Raw genomic sequence first — 24,984 nt, 5'->3', positions numbered from 1 at the left:
TCAAGTGAAACTTAATCGTATCCATCATATTGCTATTATTTGTTCTAATTATGAAAGATCCAAGAAGTTTTATATAGATACTCTTGGGTTGAAAGTTTTAAGAGAAGTCTACCGTGAGGAGAGGCAATCATACAAACTGGACTTGGAAGTAAACGGGCTTTACCAGATTGAGCTATTCTCTTTTCCGAATCCGCCAGAACGGCCGAGCTTTCCTGAAGCAGCGGGACTTCGTCATTTAGCTTTTGAAGTAGATGATATAGAAGAATGGAAAGAGTACCTTATTACAAATGGGGTAGATGTTGAACAAGTGCGAATAGATCCATACACAGATAAGAAATTGATGTTCTTTTCGGATCCAGATGGTTTGCCTATTGAGCTTTACGAGTCATAAAAAAACAATTCTATATTAATAAAGAAGAAGAGTTGAAATATAATTTTCTTCTTCTTTATTATCTACTTTTCTCTCCTTTTCTCTCCTTTTTTAGATTTCATTAACCACTTTCACCTTCACAAATCACCGAGTTTAGGAAGCACCATTTTTTTCTAAGAGCCCAGTGTCGAACTTTCTTCAAATTGGAAGTAATTAATTTCACTTTATACGACACCCTTTGCATGTAGTGTAAGATATCCTATAAATAATTGTTGGAACACTTTAAGAGAATCCTAATAAGGGGTGTGCTATGTATAAAGAAGAAAGCTTTGTTCATGGTTTGCTTTGGGGTACTTGTATAGGGGGAATATGTTGGATTTCACTATTTGGTTGGATTAAGTTGTTAATATTACAGTTTCATATATTGTGAATGTAAGGGACAGAATAATTCTGTCCTGTTTATTTTTATTCGATTAGTCTTAATAGCTTGGTTTTGAAAAAAAGAGTATTGACAGAGAAAATTTACCAATGAATCTTTGTAACGCAAATGAAATAAAATTGGTAAATATTGAAACATATTTCACCTTTAAGCGTCTAACTAATATATAGATCCAACGGGAGAGGTGTGGTGGAGATGAAAGGGAAAATTCCAATAATAATCCTTACTGCTGTGTCATTATCTGCTGTGGGAGCATTTTATTATGGAGGTGCACCTAAAGAAACGAATGCAAATGGGAAAGAGCTGGTATCTAATGAAATTCCACAATCACAGAAGTACGCTGAGTATAAAGATGGTGACACAGAAAAATTTATGGAATCCAAAGAAATTCCTCCTGCAAACAAGGTAGTAACAAAAGGAAGTGAAGCAACGGAAAAATTGGAGGAGACTGGAGAAGTTGTTAAATCGAGTGAAAACAAAGAAAGAATAACAGAAAAAAACAAAGATGCCAATGATGAAACCAAGGAAAATGAAGAGGAAAAGGTGGCAACAATTAAATATGGCGATCTCGTTTATGTGGAAATCATTGATGTTAGTGAGAATAATAGATTAAAACATATTATGAATGTTGCAGCCAAATATGGTTCAAAGCTATACGTTGTGCAGGACACTGATCTTTATGCAATGTTTAAAAATGCGGAAATGATCTATACCAGCAGTACTGGCTATGCCTCTGCTTCTTCTGGCTATTCGGAATTGCTTAAAGAAGTGTTTACAGGAGAGGGGTTTGTATATGAAGGCATGACTGAAAATATAGATTTTGTCAAAAAAACAGGGGCAAAGGTTAGTGTTGAATTTACGAGACATAAAGCGTACACAATTGATCAAAAAGAGGATGGGTGGATTACGGTTAGCTGGTAAAATAATTAACTAAAATCTTTATATTTTGATATAGAAAGTTTGCTTTTAAATTGCAACTTACATTTAATCAAACGTTTAATTAAATTAATATGAGTGATTTAAATGAATGTATATAGATATAAAGAGGCCGGTTAGAGAAAAACTCGTTTCTTCCATAATAGCCACTTAGACTTTTCATTGGAAGAGTCTAAATGGGCTATTGCAAAATTGAGATCGTTAAGGATGGGAAGATCACCATAGTAAAAAGCATCATGAAAGATGGGAAACACTAAGTATCGTTTTTTTATATTTCATTCTCCAACCTTTTATTTTAATTCAAACGTAATTTCTTGTGGTTCTGCAATTGTGTTATTCTCTTTATCGGTAACTTTGCCAGTTATTATTTTTACCGTTTTTACTTTCAGTGGTTCCGGTTCCACTATAAAACCAATTCTTGATTCATCCCTTTCCTTACTGTCAAATTCCCCTCCATTATTTTTATCCCTGAACTCGATATCAGCGGCCACTTTTTCTTCATCCGTATTTAATATGACCTTATCTATAGGAGCGTAGAATCTAAGATCGTCTTCAGAGGTGTTCTCCACCGAGTAATCAATGAGCATGTAGTTATATTTTTTGCTGCCAAACCCTTCGGACTGGGATGAGGCTTTCATTAACCACTTAAGTTTTTCTTCACGATCTAAAATATTTAGAGGTTCTGCTTTTGAGTCATCTGCCAAATTAATCATTTTTCTCCTCGCAATTCTTGTTTCTTGGTAATTAGACGATTCGTATTTTTAAAAGGTTCTATTTTAGACCTTTTTTAAAACCTATTAGCTGGACGGTGCTGAATATAGCACCCTATCATTTAAGAAAGTTATATAGTTTCATGATAGATCTCAGCTGGGATTTTTATATCCCTTTTTGACGACCATCTTGGGATTTTTACTCAGATGCGGATCAGTAAAAAACTAAGGATATCATTATAATTCTTTCATACATGAAACTGGCTTTGTTAGGACTGAGCTGGTTTTTTATATTTTCTGGCGATAATCCTCTTTCTATGAAATGGTTTATGATTTCTACATTAAAAGCGGAAGGTATATTCCAATTTTTAGTGTAACTTGTGATTGAATCTAGTAAAATATCATTAGGTAAATTATCTCATATAAAAGGAGCAGAAATTCTTGAAGAAACTATTATCCGTCATTCTAGTTTTACAGTTATTACTCGTCCCGGCAGCAGCGTCGGCCCAAGGAAAGAATGAGAAGAGTAAGCAGGCTGGAGAAACCATATCAGCAGATTTTTCAGTTGATTCCAAGCCTAGATTATCACTTGAAGGAGAAGCCAATTATCAGGATCCATCTAATTACCCGCTTAAAAATAATGGGGAACTGATTGATGTTTTGATAGACAGTTATGGGGTTAATCATTATACATATTTTAATAATCTAGCAACTTCGCCCGATGACTCAGAGTATATGGAACTCAATTTACTATACAGATCGAATCAGTCTTCTCCGAAAGACGGATTGCTTACCATTGAGTTCTATAAGGAAGCCAATAATTCCTTATCTTATGTGGGTGGCAGTGACTTCCCTGTTGCATGGTTTACTGAAGCTACTCTTGGAGTAGATCTGTTAAAAAGTTCCTTTGAAGATCAGCGTTATCTTTATATGAGAATAGGTACATCTCAAAGCAGCTCTGATACTTACTACTCAGATGTAACGCTGTTTAAGGTTGAAAACCCATTTGCTTCAGTGAATCCATCTTTACCGCCAGATCAATATGCGGTCATAAGCAATGAATCCGTTGATGCAGAGACAGCGCAGTCTTCTGGAACATTTGATGTGAAAGATATGAAATATACAAAAGACAGCAGTTTAAAACCGAGTGCTTATAAAGTTGATTACGATAAGCCTTTTGATAGTGCCAGCAATAAAGGGAGGCTGTTAGAGAAAAGCACAAAGTCCATAAACAGCCTTTACGGTGTTGGTGATTATAAGAATTTTTGGGTATCCAATTTGACCACCAATGCTAACGAACAGATTAATGCCAGGCTGGCATACAGCGGGTCCAAGGCAAATGTTTGGGTTCACAATAATGAAATCACAGATTCAGATGCTGAAAAATTAGGTATTGAGTTTGATAGTAAAATTCATTCCTCCGTTACTAATCATTTTGGGCCGGAGTCAGATGTTAATTCTGATGGAAAAATAAATATATTAACCTATGATATCAAGGATGGCTTTTCTGGAAGCGGGGGGTATGTCGCAGGTTATTTCTGGGCGGGAGATCTGTATAATATCTCTGGTTCAAATATGTCAGAGATTTTTTATATTGATACCTATCCGGCTATGGGAATGGGGTCTGTTAAAGATGTGGCCAGTTCATATGAAACGCTGGCACATGAGTTCCAGCATATGGTGAATTTTAATCGCAATGCCCTTATTGAGGGTGGAGGAAGCATGGACACCTGGTTAAATGAGTCGTTATCCATGGCGGCAGAACAAATTTATACAGGCTACGGTCTTGAAGACAGAGTGAATTACTACAATGTATCGGCAGCCATCCAAAACGGCCATTCATTGCTTTATTGGGATCGGTATGGAGATACTTTGTCCAACTATTCCTTGTCTTATTTGTTTGGGCAATATATAAAGATCCAAGCAGGGATAGGCGATAACATTTTTAAAGAAATTCTTCAGGATCCAAACAATGACTATGCAGCTGTTGAAAATGCTGCAAAGAAATATATTGATCCAAATATGACTTTCGGAAAGCTAATGACTAATTTTAGAATTGCCCTTCTATTAAAAGAGCGTGACGGCTTACGTGGATTTAAGGGTGATCCATTCTTTGATTCGTTAAATGAAAAGATCTTTAATGGCAATTCTGTTAATCTCCGTGGGGGCGGTTCGGTTGTAACAGCATTTAATTCGGAGGAAGGATTTGAAGAGCCTGCTGAAAAAGGGGCAGATATAACTTATACCATTCTGGACATGAATTCGGGAGAGCAGGATATCACAGCGCCGTCCAGTCCTGTCGTGAATCAGGTTGGAGACACGGATTCGATTATCACAGGTAAAGCTGAAGCTAATGCTGCAGTCTATGCTATCGCCGAAGGAAGTGAAATTGGAAGAGACACAGCAAACCAAGCAGGAGATTTTCAGCTATCTATTTCACCGCAGACAGCAGGAACAAGTATTAATGTTTATGCTATGGACCAGTCTGGAAATGTAAGTGAACCTGCAATAGTGACGGTGGAAGATGTCACAGCACCTGGTGCGCCACAAGTAAACAAAGTAACAGATCAGGACTTAACAGTAACCGGAATAGCCGAACTGAATTCTGCCATAACAGTCAAAATCGGACCGGATAGCTGGACAGGAAAGGCAAATACAGTTGGTCAATTCGCTGTTTCTATTCCAAAACAGCAAGCTGGAACTCTAATTGAAGTTACTGCCAAAGATGATGCCGGAAATGTCAGTGATGCCGCTATAGTAACAGTAGCAGATAAAACGCCACCGGCAGCTCCTGCAGTAAAGAAGTTAACAGACCAATCAACTGCTGTAACAGGAACTGCTGAAAAAGGCTCAGAAGTAACTGTTAAAAGTGGAACGGCAAGCTGGAAAGGGACGTCCAATCCAGAAGGTCAATTTTCAATCACGATAACAAAACAAAAAGCAGGTGCAATCGTTGAAGTAACAGCAAAAGATACAGCCGGGAATGTGAGTACTCCTACGAAGGTCATCGTCGCTGATGGTACTCCTCCAGATGCCCCAGCAGTAAATGCGGTATCTGATCGAAACTTGAAAATATATGGGACAGCAGAACCTGGCTCGACAATTTCTGTCAGAATAGGTACATCTGAAATTGGAAAGGGAGCTGCAGGAGAGAATGGCTTCTTTGCTGTTGAAATCCCTGCTCATCAAAATGCAGGAACAGAGCTTGTCATCATTGCACTTGATACAGCCGGAAATGCAAGCAGTCCAACAAAGGTGAAAGTCATCCAAGGGAACACGCAGCTTAGCAGACTAGTCGGAAAAACCCGCTATACCACTTCAGTTGAAATTTCAAAAAAGGGCTGGTCTGCATCTGAGACAGTCTTTCTGGTAAATGGCTGGGCAATCGCTGATGGATTAACAGCTACACCATTGGCTTCTGCTAAGAATGCTCCGATACTTTTAGCGGCAACCAATAGCTTGCCTGAAGAGACCATGGCAGAAATCAAGCGGCTTAAAGCAAAAAATATAGTGCTTATTGGGGGATCAGGTGTCATTTCGGATGGAGTAAAGGATAGCCTTTTTTCTCAAGGATACTCGGTATCACGAATTGGCGGAAAAACGAGATATGAAACGTCACTTAAGATCGCACAGGAGCTGGATAAATTAGTCGACGTCCATACGGTTTATATGGCCTATGGCCACGGTGAACCTGATGCCTTGTCGATCGCAGCTCAATCCGGTCAAACCAAACAGCCAATTATCTTAACAGAGAAAAAAGCTGTACCAGCCAATACGTATCAATGGCTTAAGGGTGAAGGTCTTCAAACCTCCTACTTTATTGGAGGTAAAGGTGTGATCTACCCGGCTATCATAACTGAGATGAACAGCATCACTGCAAAAAGTGTAGTAGATAATCGGTTAAGCGGTGTTAATCGCCAGGAGACCAATGCAAAAGTCATTCAAACCTTCTACAAACAAGAAGAAATGCCAACGATTATGGTGGCTCATGCAGATACATCCAAATTAGTTGATGCTTTGGCAGCAGGGCCATTGGCAGCTAAATACAATGTACCTGTCTTATTGGTATCTAATAAGCTGGATTCTTCACAAGTTAATGTGATTAAAGGGAAGCATGCGAATGATGTCCATCAGATTGGTGGGGGCATTGGAGATTCGGTATTAAAACAAGTGGTAGATTTGATGAATTAAAGAACATATATAGAGGGGATTAATGATTGTCCAGCAATCTATTAGTCTCCTCTTTTTTCTTATCATCATTCTTTCTCAACAAATGCCGAAACAACTGCGTTTATCAGACTTCAATCAAATGTTTGATTGAAAAAATTTGCTTTGAAAAATGGGGTTGTGTACTTAATCACCTAAATCATATCTTCAGGAATTATTTATTGTTACCATTTACCGGGCAGCAGTTTTTTACTGTTTAATAAAGAAATACTCCATACTTACATTTAACCTAAGGGATAGTTGATATAAAATGTTTGCTGATGGAAAAGTTTCTCCTTTTTCAATTTTACTCAACATAGACTGATCACATATATTTTTACATAATTCCGTCTGCGTAAGTCCCCTGGATCGCCTTAGTCTTCGAATTTCCTTTCCAACTACATTACTGCACATTTCTACCCCTACTTTCATAATTAAAGTTTTTTATTCTTATGAGTGAAATGTTTTGTGAGTTTTAAATAAATAAAATATTACTAATTTTCTCAACCTTGTAATATATTACCAGATAATAGGGGGATGTTGTCAAACAATTATATGTTTACGAAAGCTTGTAACTTTAGTAGTGTTTTTAGAAATATTAAATTTGCTGTATATTTGGTAATATAATGAAAATATAAAAATATTTAGCAGAATTTAAGATGAGGTGCTTTTTATGAATTTAGTTACAAAAAAGACAAGGGCTAAATGGATAGATCAAATAAATAGGATAAGCTGCGAAATAAGGGATTTTAATGATTTTTCTTGTATAGACAATTATATAAAGGATAAAAAGATAGTTTTATTAGGAGAAAGCAGCCATGGTATAGGAGAGTACTATACAGAAAAAATTAAGATGATTAGATATTTACATGAGAAGCATGGATTTAATGTAGTAGTTCTGGAAAGCGGCTTGATTGAGGGAGTACTTTGTAAAATGCTTTTAGGGAATTTGACCCCAAAGGAGCAAATTCAGCAGTCTCTGCTGGATATTTTTCATAATGAGGAAATGGTTCCGCTTTTTAATGAACCCTGGGCAAAAGATATCCAAATAGCCGGAATGGATATTCAGCCTACTTACCCCGCCGTCTCTAATAAATTGCTATCCTGGATAAGGACGAATATTGATGAAGAGCTATATCAATCATTATTTAATGCGGAACAAATGTTTTTTGAAATTGATGAGGAAATACGTGGGCAAGCCAAAATATCAAGGAAGCTGAAACAAGAGATACAAGAATGTTTGGGTATATATCAAGATAGCTTAGAAGTCCTTAATCGTAAAATGAGTGATTATGGTCACACAGAAGCTAAAAAAATTCTTAACCTGGTTCGGCATGCTATGGAGAATCGCATGAAATGGCTTCAGATCAATCTAAAAAGCTTTATTGCTTCAGGTATTCAAAGAGGAACTTACATGTTTAATAATCTCAAATGGCTAATAGAAGAATATTACCAAGGTGAAAAAATAATCGTTTGGGCACATAACTTTCATATACGGAAAAGCAAAACCATTACTTCAAGACTGTTTGGAATAACTAACGTTGGACAGCTAATGTCGGAATATTATGGTGAACAAATTTATTCTATTGGTTTTTATGCTGGTGAAGGTGAGTTTTCATCACTGCTGAGAGTTAGTTTCCCGATAGATACTTCAAAGAAAAAGCATCTTGAAAATTTGCTCTTAGAAGCCTATAAGCATAACCGTTTTGTACCTCTTTGTGACCGGAATTTCCCCAAAAGAAATTGGGTTAATAGGAGGTGGTGGTTATTGGAGGCTGGTATGATGGGACAGCTGCCGATCGCGATATTTCCTCAAAAGCACTATGATGCCATAATGTTTTTCAGTAAGGTCAATCCGCCAGCATATTTAAAGAGAGAAGAAATAATAGAATAGCACTTTTGAACTTTCTACACCAGAAAGTTTTTTTGTGGGTAAAATTAACTATAAAATATGAATATTGGAATAACTAATTGACCGTTTTTTCTTTGACTAGTAAATTTGGAAGCGTACAAAGTACTTTGTAAATTATGGAAGGGGGGTAAATCAGATGAATAACAAAGACCAATTTGACTTGGATGTAAAAGTAAATGTGGGCACACCTGGAGGAACAGCAGAGCCAAACACTATTACAACTTCCATCCCTTGTGCTCAAACTATTGCAATGAGCATTCGTTATTGCACTCGTATTACTTGTAGAGGTTGTTTCTAATTAATTGGGAGTTGGATACAGAAGGTTACTGTATTCAACTCCTGATTATCTATAAAATACTATCAACCCTGGAGGATAACATGGAAGAAAAAGCAGTCAGTAATAGAACAGAATCTGTTTTTGAGTCTGAAGATTATTTTCTATTAAGGACACCCTTTAAATCTCTTGATGATTTCAGCTATATTACTAGTTTAAGAGAAGATGAATTATTGCTAACGCTTAAAAATGATAAAAAACTTATTGAGGCAATTGCGGTTTCAAGCCCAAATCTTTATTCAATGCTTCAAAATGGTTTCGATTCGGTACTTCAAAATAAAAACAGTAAAAAAGGCAAGCAAGTAATTTCCAGTTTAATCAGGTATGCTTTGAGGGGATGTTCAAGACCTACACCTTTTGGAATGTTTTCAGGTGTTTCGTCCGGCAGGTTCGACGAAGCAGGCGAATTGGCAATAAAGATAGAAAATCAATTCACTAATATAATTCGGCCTGATATGGAATGGTTATTACATGTCGTGAGAACATTAGAAAAAAGCGACGGTATTATTGAACATCTTAAAGTAAAAAACAATCAGGCACTGCATAAAGTCGGAAGCAGAATTCATGTAAGATTCATGGTTTCCCACGGCCTAGGAGGCCAAAAAGATAAAGAAATTTCAGTGTCTGCAACAGAAGTACTGGAGAGGGTGTTAGAATACACCAATGATCCAATTGATTTCCAAAGTTTAAGGTTTAAAATCTCCTGTTTCTATCCTGATGTAGATATATCCATCATACATACATATTTAAAGCAATTAATCGATCAGGAGGTTTTGATTTCAGAACTGAAACCCCCTGTAAATAATACCAATCCCTTGGATTATATTACCTCCAAACTAACTTCCATTTATGAAAATGATTCATTAAAAGAAATAGATAAAGAATATATAGAAAAGGTTCTAAAGGTTAAGAGAAGTATAGATCTCTATAATAACAGTCATAACATAAATTACTTTGAAATATGCAATCAGATGAAAAATGTCCATGATATTCAGAATCCGCTGCAATTGGATTCATTTATTAAAGGAAAGGATTTCACCTTGCCAAAAGAAATAAAGCAAGATTTATCCGATGCAGCTGAATGTTTATGGAAACTTAATCGAAGCGTAAAAAATAATAGCATGGAAGAATATAAAAACAAATTTATAGAAAGATATGGCTTGTTTCACCAAGTATCACTATTAGATGCCATTAGCAGTGAAACAGGTATTGGTTACCCGGATTACGATGATGAAATTATAAACCAGGCAGATAATCTAAACAAAATAATGCATGCTATGGATGCATCAAGACAAATCACATTAAATAATTTAATCACCATGGCAATTCAGCAGAAGGAACATGAAATTAATCTTACTGATGAGATCGTAGACAAGTTAATAAGCAAGGAATTTACTGGAGAAGTTCCTGAAGGGATCGACTTATACGCAGAGGTGATTAAAGGAAAAGATGAAAATTACATCATCTCGTGTAATCCTCAAGCTGGATCTCAAGGTGTAGGTAAATCATTTGGACGGTTTCTATATCAAGAGAAACACTTGCTGGAGAATTTTCTGGCTAGTCATCGCAAGGTTATGAATCAAAATCCATCTATTGAATATACAGAGATTGTATATATTCCGCCTGTTGGTAAATCTGCAAATGTAATGCAGGGATACACACCAACCAAATATGAATTAAACCTGAGCAGTATTGAGCGCACAGGAAAAAGTATGGATCTCCATGATTTGTTCCTGGTTGCAGAGCCGGATAGGATTGTGATCTATTCAAAGAAGCTAAAAAAAGAAATTAGGTTCATTACCAGCAATATGTTTAATTACAGCAATGCTCCAAGACTTTGCCGCTTCCTGCTTGAGATTACACAAAATCATTACGCCGATTGGAGTGTTTTTAATTGGCAACTGTCCCAATTCAGTAATTACCTTCCGAGAATAAGAAGAGGGAAGGTAATACTTTATCCGCGAACTTGGAGATTTCACAAGGGAATAATAGACTCTAATAAAGAATATAGAGGATTAAATATAGAAGAAAGTATTAGGAAATGGATCAGTATTTGGAATGTGCCCAGATACGTTTATCTGACATTTTCAGATCTTAGGTTATTAGTTGATTTAACAAACGAAATTCAATTAAAAGAAGTTGTGGCTGAAGCAAAGAAAAAAGGCCAATTTGAGCTCCAAGAGTTTATTGGGGACTTTCAGGATAGAATTGTGGAAAGTGTTAATGGAAAGCACACCATGGAAGCCATTTTTCCATTAATCAGAAAGAAAGCTCCTCTAACAAACAGTATCCAGCTAAATATCGTCAAAGATGCAACTTCCTTTAATGAGAAAAGAACAATCTATCCCGGAGAAGAGTGTCTTTATGTAAAACTTTATGGAGCATTAAATGCTCAAGAAGAATTTATACGTGATCATCTCCTGGGCTTTATGAATGAACTGGAGAAACAGGAACTCATTGAGAAATGGTTTTATATTAGATACTTTGACCCTGAACCTCACATAAGGCTTCGAATGTTTGGAAAACCCCAAGTCCTTACTGAATCTGTCTATCCTGTTATTAACAGCTTCATAAGGGATTCCATCCATAAGGGGTACTTAAAACACTATGTAATTGAACCTTATGAAAGGGAAATCGAGAGGTATGGCGGGGGTATATTAATAGATAAGGTAGAAGAAGTGTTCTGGAGAGACAGTGTCGTTACTGGCAGGATGCTTTCATTTCTCAATCATGCGGAAGATTCGTTATTAACCAAAAAAGAGATACTGTCCATGATTAATATTGTGGATCTATTAGATTCATTTGGATTAACAGATGAAGATATATTCCATAATATTTCTCACTCAATCAAAACAAAAGATTATATGGAGAAGTACAGAATTATTAAGCAGGAAGCAGTGAAGCTTTTAAATAGAAAAGATGATTGGTCCTATTTAAGAAAAACGCAAATGGGCAATGAATTATTGTCGTTCTTTAGTTATAGAAAGAGCGTCTTAAATGAGTTAGCTGGTTTGGTTAGGGATTTAATTAGCGATGATGTGATGAACACACAGCAGAGCGGTATGTTAATAGATAGTCTTGTACATATGACATGTAACAGATTTCTTGGTGCAGGTCACATGGAAGATGAGGTAAGAGTGCTGCTGCATATGACTCTTAAGTCTATATCTCATATTAATAAGCAAATTCCGAAAAAAGTCTTAGTTGAAAACTGAAATCCATAAGAAGGGGAGATTTGTATGGATTATACCTCCCAAAGCACCCAGGAAGATAAAATCTCTATTAAAACAGTATTAGAAACCTTCAAGATGTGGCCGAGAATGTACAAGATCTTATTCCAGGCCAATAAATTTTATTTTCTTGGAATTGTATCACTCTCTATCATTACTGGCCTAATTCCAGCAGTACTAATTTTGCTGCTGGAGCTTTTAGTTAATCAGGTCAGTGTGCTGGAAAATTTCAACCTTGTTCTTCTATTATTTGGGCTTTATTTAGGGTTGATCATTGTCTCATCCATATTGGATACAGTAGTATCGACCCTGAAACAAATTTATCAGGATCAAATAACAAAAGAGATAGACATTAGAATAATGGATAAAGCTTCATCATTGCCCTATGAATATTTTGAGAATCACATCATTTACGACAATATCAAAAGAGCCAGGGATGAGTCTACTTACCGTCCTTATCAGATTTTTGAACAAAGCATTGGGATAATAAGCGGTGTGGTAACCCTCGTATCTGTTTCGGCCATTTTAATCTTATGGAAGTGGTGGCTGATTCTCCTCTTGCTTGTAATTCCTGTGATTTCTGCGGTTTCCTTTTTGAAACTAGGGCAGCAGGAATATCAGCTAAGTTTTTTTCATGCTCCGAAAAGAAGGATTTTATACTATATAACTCATTTAATGACAACTGACTCAAATGTCAAGGAGATTCAGACATTTAACAAAAGTAAGGTCATTAAAAATAAGTATGTAGAAACATATGAAAGAATTTTTGAAGATAATAAAAGAATGTCTTTTAAGAGATTAATGACTACTTTATTATTTGATTCCTTAACCTTGCTGATTGTAGGATTCGTTTTATTGCAGGTAATAAGAGATGCATTTTCAGGTCTTATCGCTATAGGTTCTCTTATTGCCTATATCCAGGCAGTAAACCGGACTCAATCTCAGTCTTCATCGGTGCTTCATTTATGTTTTAACCTGTATCAAAATAATCTGTTTTTGAATCAGTTATTTAGTTTTTTAGACTTGCCGACACAGTTTACTAGTCAGCGAAAGAATCATCAGAGCTCATGGCTAAAAGATGGTTATCAAGAACAATTGGTTTTTGAGAATGTTACTTTTGCTTATCCAACTAGAAATAACATGACACTTAGGGATATTGACTTTTCAATAAAACCTGGTGAGGTAGTTGCTCTAGTTGGAGAGAATGGATCCGGCAAATCAACGCTGACCAAGCTGCTTTGCCGCCTGTTTAACCCCACCTCGGGAAATATATTCTATAAAGGCACCCCGATCCAGGACTTCGAGGTAACTGAGTGGCAGTCTAAATTAAGTGTAGTTTTTCAGGAGTTTAATAGATATGAATTTTCAGCATTCGAAAATATTACCCTTGGCAGCAATGATTATGATGAAAAACAAGTGATTCAAGCTGCTGACCTTTCAGGCGCAAAGAAGTTCATTGATGAACTTCCTGATAAATTTAGTTCCCAATTAGGAGTCTGGTTTGATGGAGGTGTTCAGCTTTCAGGGGGACAATGGCAGAAACTTGCTATTGCACGGGCTTTCGTTCGTGAAGCTGAAATATATATCCTTGATGAACCAACATCCGCTATTGATGCAATTTCACAAGAGGAAATATTTCTTAACTTTAAGGAGATTTGCAGAGACAAAATTGGAATCTTTATTTCGCACAGACTTTCAAATATCATCCATGCAGACAAAATTATTGTTTTAAAAGAAGGAGAGATTTGCGAAATCGGGACTCATTATGAGCTTATGGAAAACAAAGGCCATTATTACAGGCTATATGATTCTCAATCTAGAGGATACGCCAAGGAAAAGGAATCGGCATTAAGTTATTCTTCATCATAAGGGGACAATTTATGGAAACTTTAACGGTAAAAAACAATAATTTAGGTCATATAATGAATAGCCTCGTTGATAAGTTTTCTGAACCAGACAATGTCAGTTTTGAACATGAACAAAATGATTTGATGCCATGGAATCCATTATCCTTATCCCATGGATATCCTGGCCTTATTGTCTTATTCTCAGAACTTGATCGATATTTTCCTGATATGGAATATAGCTTAACAACACACAAGTATATGATTAAACTAAAGGAATTAGTTGAAAATAACCCTCAAATTCACCAAATCTCCTTATTTAATGGCTTTACAGGAGTGAATTTTGCTGTCCGTTTAGCTTCACATGGAGGGACTAGATACTCATCAATGGTGCAATCGCTTGAAGAATATTCGCTTCCTGTGTCCAGGGAATTTGTTAAGCAGGTAATTAAAAAGCATGGTGAAATAGAAGCGGGGGCCTATGAATATTGCTATGACCTTATAACAGGAATAACTGGAATCGGAAGATATGCCTTATCAAGCAGCCACCCAGGATACAGAGAGTTATTAAGCGAAGAAATCATTCCTCATTTAATTAAATTAACACGAACCCAGGACGTAAATGGGAAGCCGCTAACCGGCTTTTATTCTCCTCCTGAAACGATTATTGTGGAAGAAGACAAAGAGAAGTTCACCAGTGGCTATGTTAATTTAGGATTGTCGCACGGAATTGCAGGCCCGCTCTCCCTTCTATCCCTAGCTAAAATAAAAGGAATGGAAGGGGAAAATATCGATGAAGCAATTCGATCTCTATTCAAAATATTAGCAGACCATATTTCTTATGATAACGAAGGCCCATACTTTAAACGCATGGTCGGCTTGGATGATTCTGAAAACCTTAGAAATGATGAAACAGATCGATTTGATGCGTGGTGTTATGGGAGCTTTGGCATTTGCAGAGCCATTGACTTAGCGCATGAGGCAGTCGGAGATCTGGAAATGAAAAGGTTGATTAGAGAGTTGGCGAAAGCACTGATTACTATGCCGATAAGTAAATATAATGTTATATCTCCGATTCTCTGCCACGGATATAGCGGTAATTTACATATATTAAATAGACTATTAAATTCCAGTGCTCTAAATGAGGATGAACAATTATTGAACCTGGGTGAGAAGAGGAAACAGGAACTGATTTCACAGGTTCTAAGGTTATATGATAGTAACTTAAGATATGGCTATGCTGATTTAGTACGTGAAAAAGGCGGACAAACCAAGAAGATAGAAAAAGTAGGTTTATTGGAAGGTACCGTGGGGATATTGCTTTCATTAATTAGTGCACAAAATCCTGAAATAGAATCTTATTGGGATGAATTTTTATTACTTTCTTAAAGTTACTTCAATCTATTTAATAGAGAGTCATTTAGGAAAAGTAAGGTTTGTTTTATATAATATTTATTGAAAAAGAGAAAAGTATAAAAGCCATCTCATAAGGAGTTGGCTTATTTAAATATACTTAGAATCTCTGGGTAATAAACAAGGAGACAAATGGCCAAACCTAATGTTATAACAATTCCAAAGTTTAAAATATAAAGGATTTTGATTCCTAAATCATAGCGTTCTTTATAATTGTTCCTTTTAGACACTTCAACCGACTCTCCATAATTATCCTTTTTTAATCCATAAACAATATTAAGCTATGCGTTATCCGAATTTTATATTTGAAATTTTATCAAAAGCCTCTCTCACATAAGTGAAAGAGGCTTCTTCTTAGTTAAGCTCTAAATGAGTTTTTAATTCGTTCTGAATGCGCTGTTTTTCCTCCGCCGGAACCATTAAGTAATATACTTTATCAATTTTTGTTCCGGAACCTTTAAGAGACATTTGTTCAACTGATTTTGCAGCTGTCCGATAGTTTTTCTGAATATCTACCATTTCATTGAATTTCATGTTGGTTTTAATATTATTGCCGAGAGCTGTGAATATTTCATCATAGTTTGTTAAAGAAGATAAGCTGGCACCTTCCTTAAGCACCCCTTGGATTACCTCACGCTGCCTAAGCTGGCGGCCAAAGTCGCCTCTCGGGTCGTCATATCTCATTCTAGAGAACTTTAATGCTTTTTCTCCATTTAAAGTTAACTGTCCTTTTGTAAAATGAACACCTTCATAGTTGAAATCTAAATCATTATTCACTGTTACTCCGCCAACGGCATCAACAATATCCTTAAAGCCTTCCATGTTGATTTGCATATAGTAATCAATAGGGATGTCAAGGAAGTTCTCTACAGTATTCATGGACATCTCAACACCGCCGAATGCATAGGCATGGTTAATCTTATCGTCAAAACCTTTTCCAATAATTTCTGTCCTTGTGTCACGAGGAATACTAAGCATTTTAACTGAGTTTTGGTTTGGATTCACAGTAAGAACAATCATGGAATCTGACCGTCCGCGGTCTCCCTCGCGCTCATCGACACCAAGCATCAATACAGAGAAAGGTTCCTTCTTCTCCAGCGTAATTTGCTCTGTACGCTTTTCGGACTTCTCTCTTTCTATCGGTTCATGCATTGTTTCTACTGCACTTGTTAATGATTTATATACGGTATATCCATATACTCCTGTGCCGATTAATATTAACAAAACCAAAATACCGGTCACACGGAGCCAGGTTCGTTTCTTCTTTTTATTCTCTGACCTCATTGCTGCTTCCCTCCACATAAATTGACAAAAAGTTACATCATAAAATATAGAATAACAGAATCTCATCCATTTTGATACTGAAATTTCAGTCTGTAAAGAAAATTATTCAGTAGAAAAGTCTTAGTAAATATCCCCGTTAATAATAGACGAAAGGCATGGGTGTTTAGTTACAAAAAATAGAGATGGCATAAAAACCATCTCTCAGCTTGTAAAAACCTTTTATATTAAAAATATAGATTAGTAAGAGTGAATTTCTAATTGTTTCATTTATTATCGGCTGTGAACTTTATGCTTATTGACACGATAATGAAATATTTATGTAATATAATTGAAATATTTATGGTAATTTTTGAAACTTTTTCTTCTCGTGATCGTCTAAATATTGAATGAGTAAAAGGGGGAGATGTTTAAATGAAATGTAAATTGTATTCTATTATTTTTATGGCATTATTTTTATTTGCTGCTGGTGCATTTTATTATAAAGGGGCCCCAGAAAACGTTGCTGCTAATCAGGAACCTGTTTTTTCAAATGAATCCATGCAACTTGAAAAAGGTTCAATGGATGAAAAAAATGTTGAATTAGAAAAAGATGAAAACCCTAAAGAAATTCAAAAGGAATTAACTAAAAAACAAGAGGCAAAAGAAGTTTTAAATGAAGAAATAAAAGAACAAAATGAAGAAAATGAAAATGAAAAAGTTATTGAAACTGAGACTGAGCCTGCTGTAGAGAAAGAAAGAGAATTAGAAGACTCAATTGAAATTGGCGGATATCAGTATGTGAATTTTATGGACGATACAAAATTTCAACACTTAATTAACATTGCGAACAAATATGATTCAGAACTTTATGCGGTACCTAATACTGATCTTTTTGCCATAGTAAAGAATGGTGAACCTATTTTGCATAAGAGTACGGGTTTTTCTTCCACACCATTAAGTTCTTCTGCACTTCTTAAAGATGTATTCAATGGAGATGGTTTTATCTATAAAGGCTTATCGGAGAATATTGATTTTGTTTCAGAAACAAGTGCAAAGGTTACAGTTGAATTCGAACAAAGACAAGGTTACACCATTTATCAAAAAGATGGATGGATTGTGGTATCTTGGTAATTTATTAATTTGAAAAGTTCTATATGTAATGTAGGAATTATTGATGTTCAGCAATTGAACGATATTAATTAGCAACATGCTTTTTAAATGGATTTTGTACTTAAACTGAGGAAGAAATGTTCGAGATTACGAAGTGTGTACGTGTTATACAATCTAGAAGGGAAGTCATTCTCATGAAAAAAATGTTTACGATATTAACTCTTTTTATATTTTTAGTCGGATGTAACAGTGAAACAGTTTCTAAAAAAAATGATAGCGATACTGAGAGCGATGATATAACAGTTGAGGAAAGTTCAGAAAGTTTAACGAATAATCAAAAAGATCAAAATACTGATTTAAAAGAAAATAGTAGTACTGTTCAAACGGATAGCCAAGATCAAAAAGATAGCCAGCAAGAAACAAAGAGTAAGGCAGAAGATAAAAATGTAAGTAAAGACACAGATAAGAATATAGGAAATAAGGGAAAATACATGGATAAACTCAATGACATTGAAAAAGCAGCAACTGAAATACGTCAAAAGGATGATGATACGACATTAGGAATGATAGAATCCGAAGAAGTGATATTAGCAAAATGGGATCAAGCTTTAAATGAAATTTATCAAGTACTGGAAAAGCAACTTTCTACAACTGAAATGGAAAAACTAAGAGTGGAACAAAGAAAGTGGATCACCTATAGAGATGACACAGCAAAAGAAGCAGCTAAGAAATTTGAAGGAGGAACAATGGAATCGCTAGAGTATACAGCCTCTCAAGCAGGAACAACCAAAGAGAAAAGCTATGATTTAGTTGAGAGTTACATGAAGTAATTTTTATTTTTTTGCAAGAGAGGATATTTCAATTACTTGCATAAATATATTGGGACTTAATAGTAGAAATTTCATATTTATTGATATGAAATTAGATACTGTGAAACTAAATTCATACCGGGCCCGAAACAATTTATTAAGTTATAGGTGTAAAGGGGAGTTTAACGAACATAAAGCTGTGTCGCTATTCTAAAACAAAATTTGTTTTTGTATTCTGTTATTTATAAATCTTCCTTCTTGTAAATTCATCAAGAAGGAAGAAAATTACGGAACATATCGTTGGTATGACATAAAAACCGGGCTCTATCATATCTGAATAAATTCCAATAACACCAGTAAAGAGACCCATTCCAATGTGAATTATTCCAGATATCAAGGTTCGGAATCTCGTGGACCTTCTTGAAACAAGTTCAGCAATGATAGAAGAGGGTATTCCATAGCTAAAGATGCCTATTGAACAATAAAAAAAGATAAGAAGAAGCCAAAATAAATTTGAAAAATCAAAGGAAATTAACAACGAAGGCTCCAGGAAAATGGCAAATCCTAATGTAAAGATGAAGGATGTATAAAATGCTGCTTTGAACTTTCTTAACTTATTTTCGAACATGATCTCTCGGAAGGCAGGTATTAGAAACGAGATTAAAAATAGAGCAAATACCCATTTTATTGTTGCAGGTATTAAAGAAACAAAAACAATGAATAGAATAACAGCACCTGTAAAACTGGGAATTATATTTTTATTAATAATCAAAATAGACCCCACACTTTTTATTTCATTGATAAAGAAATGGTTAGTTTTATAGGAATAAAAAAAATACAACCATCAAACCTATTAATGGAAGCCCATATCTTTTCTTAATTCTGCGATTGGTTCCAGGAATAATAGCAATTAAGTAATAAATTGGAATTAATATTAATAGGGGGAGAAATGACTTTGCGTAGAATGGGAGATTTTCATTGCTAAAAAAAATTATACCAAGAATTAAAAGAGGAATAACAGTTAACAAATAGGCAAGTGACACCTTTATCACACCTTGTATTTTTCTAAATTATACCAAACATCCGATTGGAAACACAACAAATTTCAAGCTTTTGAGGCGGTGAAGAAATGATTTTGGTAGTATCTTAAATAGTAAGATTGCATGAAAGGGTGATCAACATGGGAATACCAGCTGCTCTCCCCAAAACAATCGTTATTGGTGGCGGGTTAGGCGGACTTTCAGTAGCAAATGCGCTGCAGCAGTTAGGTCTGGACGTTACTGTATACGAGAAAGCTGCCGAACTTAAGGAGTTGGGTGCAGGTATTGTTTTGGCTGCAAATGCCATGAAGGCATTGGACAAGCTGGGGTTAGGCGAACAGGTTCGCAAGATGAGCTAAGCTGTTAAAAATGCAGAAATAAGGACTTGGGATGGAAAGCTGCTGGTGAATTTACCGGTTCATGAACAGGCAAAACAATATGGGACATACAGTTTTTTAATTCATCGAGCAGATTTACAAAGCATTTTGTACCAAAATTTAAAGCCGGATACTGTTATTTTAGGGAAAAAGCTTATTAGTATAGAACAGGATGCATCGAAAATCAGCGCAATATTTGAGAAAGAGGTAGCGGTTGAAGGTGATCTTTTAATCGGTGCCGACGGAGTTCATTCCCAAGTAAGGAGATTGTTAATTGGCTCTACCCCTCTTCGTTATTCTGGGTTTACTGCTATTCGAGGCATCTCTCAATTTGATGATGTGCGCTTTCCTATTGAGCTGGGAGGTGGCTTTGAGGCTTGGGGACCAGGTAAAAGGTTTGGATTCTCTCATTTGGGGAAAGGTCGAATTTTTTGGTTTGCAGCTATCAATACCCCAGAGGGAACATTGAAGACAGCTCAGAACAGGAAAGAAACTGCTTTGGAGCATTTTAGGGGATGGTGGGGACCGATAGAAGCTGTCATTGAGTCGACTAAGGAAGCAAATATCCTCATTCATGAAATTTTTGATAGAAAACCGATTAATTCATGGAGTCAAGGCAGGGCAATTTTACTTGGGGACGCGGCTCATCCGATGCTGCCAAACTTGGGACAAGGGGGAGCCCTGGCTATAGAAGATGCTATAGTATTATCACGCTGCATTGAGAAACATCCAGAAAACTTTCAACAAGCTTTTAAGGATTATGAAAAATTGAGAATTCCGCGAACCACACAAATTGTAAGGGGGTCTAGAGTTATGGGCAGATTTATGCAGCTTGAGAACCCTGCAGCAATCCAATTCAGAAACCTTCTGCTGAGTACAATGCCTGGCTCAATTCAAATTAAGCGCTTAGAGTGGTTGATTGGGTATGAGGTGTAAGAAAGTTTGATCATTGAGGAAGAAACGGTTTATATATGTGTATCTGCAGCCCTTAAATTTTGTTCTTTTTTTCGTAGTAAGATAGCTATTATGTGACAACCCCCACTTTCACAAAAGTGGGGGTTGTCTGATCTCAGAGATGCTCAAAACCAACTCTATTTTTCTATCATTTTTCCAAGTTCATTCTCAATACCGACTACTGACTTACCGCCAAGAAATTGGAAGTAATCGTACTTTTTCTCTGAAATTGTCGCCCTTATAGGATCTTTAATGGAAGCTGGCGGTGTTAACAGAAGGTGTGAGTTCTTTTTAGCAGCCAGAACGGCTCCTGTTAAAGCGTCTGCAAAATTATAGCCGGTGGCTACAAAGGCTTGTTCACTGCCCATTTCTAAATTCCTTACAATATCGGCGTTTGTACCAAAACGATCTGTTCCTCTAAAACGGACAGTGTTTAGGTTGGCTATCGCGTTATTACTAATAACACCATAGCCGCCAGCAACAAGCGTTTTGCTAAAGCCCTTTAAGATAGTCGCTGTCTCGGCAGGAATTTTATTCGTCTCAGTTAAAAGAATAGGATATCCGTTCCTGGCTGCATAAGGAGCAATCGCTAGTGCGTCTGGGAAGTTGCGTCCATATGCAAGGACGGCCCTATCTCCCTTATTAGGCATATGCATAGCAATTTCATTTGCCGTTTCAAATCTGGTTTTGCCGCCGAGACGGCTAATTTGATTAATTCCTAGTTGCTTAAGTTCAGTTTCTACATTTTTGCTTACAGCACCGGTACCGCCAAGGATATATGCTGCTTTTGGTTTCAATCTTCTAATCTCGGCTTTTGTTGAATCTGGTAAGCTATTAACCTTAGTTAATAGCATTGGTGCATCCAGCTGATAGGCTAATGGAGTCCCGGCTAGTGCATCAGGAAAATCTTCCCCATAGGCAAGCACTACTGTGTCTGCCCCCTCCTTCCAGCCTTCCTGAGATATGGAAACTGCTGTATCATAACGGGATTTTCCGTATAATCTTTTGCCAAGATGCTTAAGGTCACTAGAGGCGGTATAAGCCGTTCTGCCATCCTGCATCTCTACTTTATACCAGACGTATTGCCGGAACCGCATCTTGTCATCCGCTAATCCATATTTGTTTGATTGATCATAAGCAAATGATTTATCCAGTACTCTCACAGCTTCTCTTTCCCCTGATGGGAGATTCTTCAGCGATTTTGATAAGCTTGAGGGGGCCTCGCGGAAGTTCGCGCTATCCGCGGAAAGCAGGATATCATTTTGTGTAAATTTATGCTCTGTCTTATGCAGCAGATGCTCAGGAATTTCATAACGATCCTTTTTGAAAATTAAAAGGTGATCTGGTTCACCGCTATATTCGAAATCCTCAGGCTTAAAGTCAAATGGAATCGGGTGTATACCCATTCCGATATAAAAGGAATCGTTCATTAATCTAAAGAACTTTTCCTGATATGCATTTTCATTTCTGCTTCCATCTGTTGTTAATTTTAATGGGCTATTTTCCTCAACTCTGCCGTTATAAGCTAGAATAGCAAAATACCAGCTTTCGAGAATATCACGGTCATTATTATTTAAGGTTGGCAGTTTGCCATCAACACCGCGAAATTTCTCATCAAGCTTTTGCAAACCGGCATTAATATTGTATTCGATGTCAGTCTTTAATAGGTCTTCATCAAATCTGTCATCATTTGTTACCTGCATAATGCCGATTCCGCCATCAGGCGCTACATATGGCTTTCCGTCCTTAAATTGGTTCCAGCCGCTTTCCTGATAGGCGAGTGTTTTAGCGATTTCAGGCGGGATATTCTTTGCCAGAGCCGCTTCTGTTAGCAGCTTGTTAGTCTCATAGTATGTTGGAATTTCATAAGTTTCTTCAGCCATGCTTGTCGCAGGGCTGAAGGATCCAAAAAACAGGCTAAATACAAGTAAAAAAGGTAAAGCTTTTTTAATCATTCTCCTCCGCCTTTCAATAATCTCTCTATAAAAGCCTACCATTCTTTTAAAACCAAAATCCACTAAAATATTACAAATTTCTCCTTTTACTGATGCCATCTGCTTTCCAGGTATGTAATCGCATTTTCAAAGTAGTCTGTAACCGAGATTTGACCGATTTGAAACTTTCCTTCCTCAGGTGACCACTCGCCATAAGCATCCAAAGCGTTTTGGTACTTCTCAGCATGTTCTTTGCTTATTTCATCTTTGCCAGTATAGGATAAATTTTCGAATTCCTGAATGGGGATATGGTAATAACCAGCCTTTTTAATTTTCCCTTCTTTTTGCAGGGCTTTTAAAGCTTTACCTGTTGAAGCATGGTCCGGATGTGGATCATAATAGGTCATCACATGATGGGTCGCACCAGGGTAGTCCTTTTCCATATCAATCATGACTTCTTTTACCATATCAGGCGTAAATTCAGCATCCGGCAAATCGTAAATATGGATGTTTTCAGGTTTCACGCCCATGGTCTCTACGGATTTTTTAAACTCCTTAATCCTGGCCTCGCCAAATTCCTCCGGGGATATGTTATCATAGCCCTCTTCCTGAAGCTTTGTGTTCACCTTATGATAGGCGCTGCTGGCCAGTCCTTTGGACAGCAAGATGACAATGACATTTTTATCTTCTTCCACTGCCTTTATAATCGACCCTCCCATACTTAATACTTCGTCATCTGCATGGGGAGAATAAAAAATAACTGTTTCTTTTTTAAACAAGAAATATCCGCCAATAAATAATGCTATGATTACAAATATACTTATCAATCGTTTCAAGAAAAGTCCTCTTTTCTGCGTTTTTTACCATGAAGTATTATATCATATAACAGTAATGACATTAGCTAGAAAGGATATTGTTTATGGCACGTGCATTAAAAGAAACACCGAAAAAGAGAAGATTTCGTTCCCTTGATATAACAAGGGGATTGATTGTTTTGCTGTCTGTGTTTTTATTTCATATTCCGGCAGGAGGATACGAGTATCTCCGCCATGCCAGATGGTACGATATTACAATCATGGACTATATATTGCCTGGGTTTATAACGGTTTTTGGAGTAGGGATGGCTTTTGCCTATCATCGCGGCGTGAACTGGAGCAAGCTCATTAAGAGAACCATCCGGTTAATAATCTATGGATTAATCTTTAATATGATTGTCGATTGGAAGGTTGATTTATCTACTATACGCATTACAGGGGTACTTCAATTATATGGAGTTCTTGGGCTGCTTGCAGTTATTATCTCCACTCTCGTAAAATCATGGCGATTGCTTATCCCTGTTGTGGCTTTCATCCTGCTTATTCATGGGTATATTTTATTCTCATTTAGCCAAAGCTGTACGGACGGGCTTTTGCAGCCTGACTGCAATCCGTCAGGCATCATTGATGTTGCCGTATTCGGAGCTGAACATTTGTATCATCAGGGGAAAATGGGCTATGATCCAGAAGGTTTTATGACGGTAATAGGGGCTCTATCAAATGTGCTCTTAGGCATGATAGCGGGAAAAATTTTATTGGAAAATCGTGATAAGGGAGCCTGGAAAGAATTAATTCTTTTTGGAGCTGTTGTATTGCTTCTTTCTTATACAGCTTCACACTTCTTGCCTTTTAATAAAAAGATCTGGACTCCTTCATTTGCGATGCTGACAGCTGGAAGTGTAATTACTGTATTCGCCTTTATCCATCTGATATTTGATCAGCTGAGAAATACAAAAAAAACTATATTTTCATGGTATATAGAAGCGTTCGGCCGAAACAGCTTCCTCATTTATTTCGGCAAGTTTATCGTTTATTCATTCCTGGCCCGCATAATGATCGGTGCTGGAGGGGAAGAGGTAACTTTTTCGGCCTGGCTATTAAGTAAAATGGACCTGATCACCCAATATCCGCAGCTTGCCTATGCCGGCGTGATGCTTTTAGCCTGGTCTGCTGTTGCTATTATCCTCCACTTGAAAAAGTGGTATGTGAAGGCTTAATGACTATAAAAATAGGAAAAAAGGAGACCTTGTCTTAAGTGTCTCCTTTTTTTGTATCGAAAGTAATAGGT

The 24,984-nt window shown here is 36.6% G+C and carries 17 protein-coding genes and 1 pseudogene; 12 read left to right on the top strand and 6 right to left on the bottom strand.

The features are described from left to right. Positions 1-4 precede the first annotated feature (4 nt). Together gloA2 and ACR42H_RS24460 are read left to right on the top strand one after the other, a co-directional pair. The gene (gene gloA2, locus ACR42H_RS24465) at positions 5-391 is read left to right on the top strand and encodes an SMU1112c/YaeR family gloxylase I-like metalloprotein (RefSeq protein WP_436373763.1); all 387 of its coding nucleotides are present in this window, start codon (positions 5-7) and stop codon (positions 389-391) included. Positions 392-1,004: 613 nt separating this feature from the next. Further along, positions 1,005-1,730, top strand: coding sequence for a hypothetical protein (locus ACR42H_RS24460; protein ID WP_436373761.1), 726 nt, complete (start codon positions 1,005-1,007; stop codon positions 1,728-1,730). A gap of 305 nt (positions 1,731-2,035) precedes the next feature. Here ACR42H_RS24460 and ACR42H_RS24455 read toward each other — a convergent pair whose 3' ends face one another. Then, a complete protein-coding gene (locus tag ACR42H_RS24455) occupies positions 2,036-2,458 on the bottom strand; it encodes a hypothetical protein (RefSeq protein WP_436373759.1) in 423 nt (140 codons plus the stop codon). A gap of 438 nt (positions 2,459-2,896) precedes the next feature. Between ACR42H_RS24455 and ACR42H_RS24450 the strand changes: the two genes are divergently transcribed. Next, positions 2,897-6,646: an Ig-like domain-containing protein gene (locus ACR42H_RS24450; RefSeq protein WP_436373757.1), complete on the top strand. Its 3,750-nt coding sequence runs from the start codon at positions 2,897-2,899 to the stop codon at positions 6,644-6,646. A gap of 225 nt (positions 6,647-6,871) precedes the next feature. Here the strand turns inward: ACR42H_RS24450 and ACR42H_RS24445 are convergent, their stop codons facing one another. Beyond that, complete coding sequence (locus ACR42H_RS24445) at positions 6,872-7,075, bottom strand: helix-turn-helix domain-containing protein (RefSeq protein ID WP_436377067.1); 204 nt, start codon at positions 7,073-7,075, stop codon at positions 6,872-6,874. Between the two features lie 259 nt (positions 7,076-7,334). Here ACR42H_RS24445 and ACR42H_RS24440 point away from each other — a divergent pair, with 259 nt between their 5' ends. The 5 genes from ACR42H_RS24440 to ACR42H_RS24420 all read left to right on the top strand — a co-directional run bounded on the left by ACR42H_RS24440 (position 7,335) and on the right by ACR42H_RS24420 (position 15,370). Then, a complete protein-coding gene (locus tag ACR42H_RS24440) occupies positions 7,335-8,555 on the top strand; it encodes an erythromycin esterase family protein (RefSeq protein ID WP_436373755.1) in 1,221 nt (406 codons plus the stop codon). Between the two features lie 154 nt (positions 8,556-8,709). Then, complete coding sequence (locus tag ACR42H_RS24435; RefSeq protein ID WP_282173965.1) at positions 8,710-8,871, top strand: FDLD family class I lanthipeptide; 162 nt, start codon at positions 8,710-8,712, stop codon at positions 8,869-8,871. 80 nt (positions 8,872-8,951) lie between these two features. Further along, positions 8,952-12,122, top strand: a complete 3,171-nt coding sequence (locus ACR42H_RS24430; RefSeq protein ID WP_436373753.1) for a lantibiotic dehydratase — start codon at positions 8,952-8,954, stop codon at positions 12,120-12,122. Between the two features lie 24 nt (positions 12,123-12,146). After that, complete coding sequence (locus ACR42H_RS24425; RefSeq protein ID WP_436373751.1) at positions 12,147-14,006, top strand: ABC transporter ATP-binding protein; 1,860 nt, start codon at positions 12,147-12,149, stop codon at positions 14,004-14,006. Positions 14,007-14,017: 11 nt separating this feature from the next. Next, positions 14,018-15,370: a lanthionine synthetase C family protein gene (locus ACR42H_RS24420; RefSeq protein ID WP_436373749.1), complete on the top strand. Its 1,353-nt coding sequence runs from the start codon at positions 14,018-14,020 to the stop codon at positions 15,368-15,370. A gap of 378 nt (positions 15,371-15,748) precedes the next feature. Here ACR42H_RS24420 and tagU read toward each other — a convergent pair whose 3' ends face one another. After that, the gene (tagU, locus tag ACR42H_RS24415; RefSeq protein WP_436373747.1) at positions 15,749-16,678 is read right to left on the bottom strand and encodes a polyisoprenyl-teichoic acid--peptidoglycan teichoic acid transferase TagU; all 930 of its coding nucleotides are present in this window, start codon (positions 16,676-16,678) and stop codon (positions 15,749-15,751) included. Positions 16,679-17,089: 411 nt separating this feature from the next. Between tagU and ACR42H_RS24410 the strand changes: the two genes are divergently transcribed. Further along, entirely contained in the window at positions 17,090-17,788 is a 699-nt protein-coding gene (locus ACR42H_RS24410; protein ID WP_436373745.1) for a hypothetical protein, read from the top strand. 173 nt (positions 17,789-17,961) lie between these two features. After that, positions 17,962-18,597 carry a lysozyme inhibitor LprI family protein gene (locus tag ACR42H_RS24405; RefSeq protein ID WP_436373743.1) on the top strand — a complete coding sequence of 212 codons (636 nt, stop codon included), beginning with the start codon at positions 17,962-17,964 and terminating at the stop codon, positions 18,595-18,597. A 217-nt stretch (positions 18,598-18,814) separates the two neighbouring features. On the opposite strand, the gene ACR42H_RS24400 is transcribed toward ACR42H_RS24405, so the two are convergent. Next, positions 18,815-19,348, bottom strand: a complete 534-nt coding sequence (locus ACR42H_RS24400) for a hypothetical protein (RefSeq protein ID WP_436373741.1) — start codon at positions 19,346-19,348, stop codon at positions 18,815-18,817. A gap of 408 nt (positions 19,349-19,756) precedes the next feature. Here ACR42H_RS24400 and ACR42H_RS24395 point away from each other — a divergent pair. Next, positions 19,757-20,929 (top strand): annotated as a pseudogene (locus tag ACR42H_RS24395) (FAD-dependent monooxygenase). Between the two features lie 155 nt (positions 20,930-21,084). Here ACR42H_RS24395 and ACR42H_RS24390 read toward each other — a convergent pair. Together ACR42H_RS24390 and ACR42H_RS24385 are read right to left on the bottom strand one after the other, a co-directional pair. Continuing rightward, positions 21,085-22,902: a cell wall-binding repeat-containing protein gene (locus ACR42H_RS24390; protein ID WP_436373739.1), complete on the bottom strand. Its 1,818-nt coding sequence runs from the start codon at positions 22,900-22,902 to the stop codon at positions 21,085-21,087. 86 nt (positions 22,903-22,988) lie between these two features. Then, positions 22,989-23,717, bottom strand: coding sequence for a PIG-L deacetylase family protein (locus ACR42H_RS24385; RefSeq protein WP_436373737.1), 729 nt, complete (start codon positions 23,715-23,717; stop codon positions 22,989-22,991). Positions 23,718-23,800: 83 nt separating this feature from the next. On the opposite strand from ACR42H_RS24385, the gene ACR42H_RS24380 reads away from it, so the two are divergent. After that, positions 23,801-24,913, top strand: a complete 1,113-nt coding sequence (locus tag ACR42H_RS24380; RefSeq protein WP_436373735.1) for a heparan-alpha-glucosaminide N-acetyltransferase domain-containing protein — start codon at positions 23,801-23,803, stop codon at positions 24,911-24,913. Positions 24,914-24,984: the final 71 nt, after the last annotated feature.

The organism is Cytobacillus sp. BC1816 (assembly GCF_051353635.1).
GTDB classification, from domain to species: domain Bacteria; phylum Bacillota; class Bacilli; order Bacillales; family Cytobacillaceae; genus Cytobacillus; species Cytobacillus oceanisediminis_C.
The sequence above is the reverse complement of the archived record's forward strand: the minus strand, read 5'-3'. Positions and strand labels throughout refer to the sequence as shown.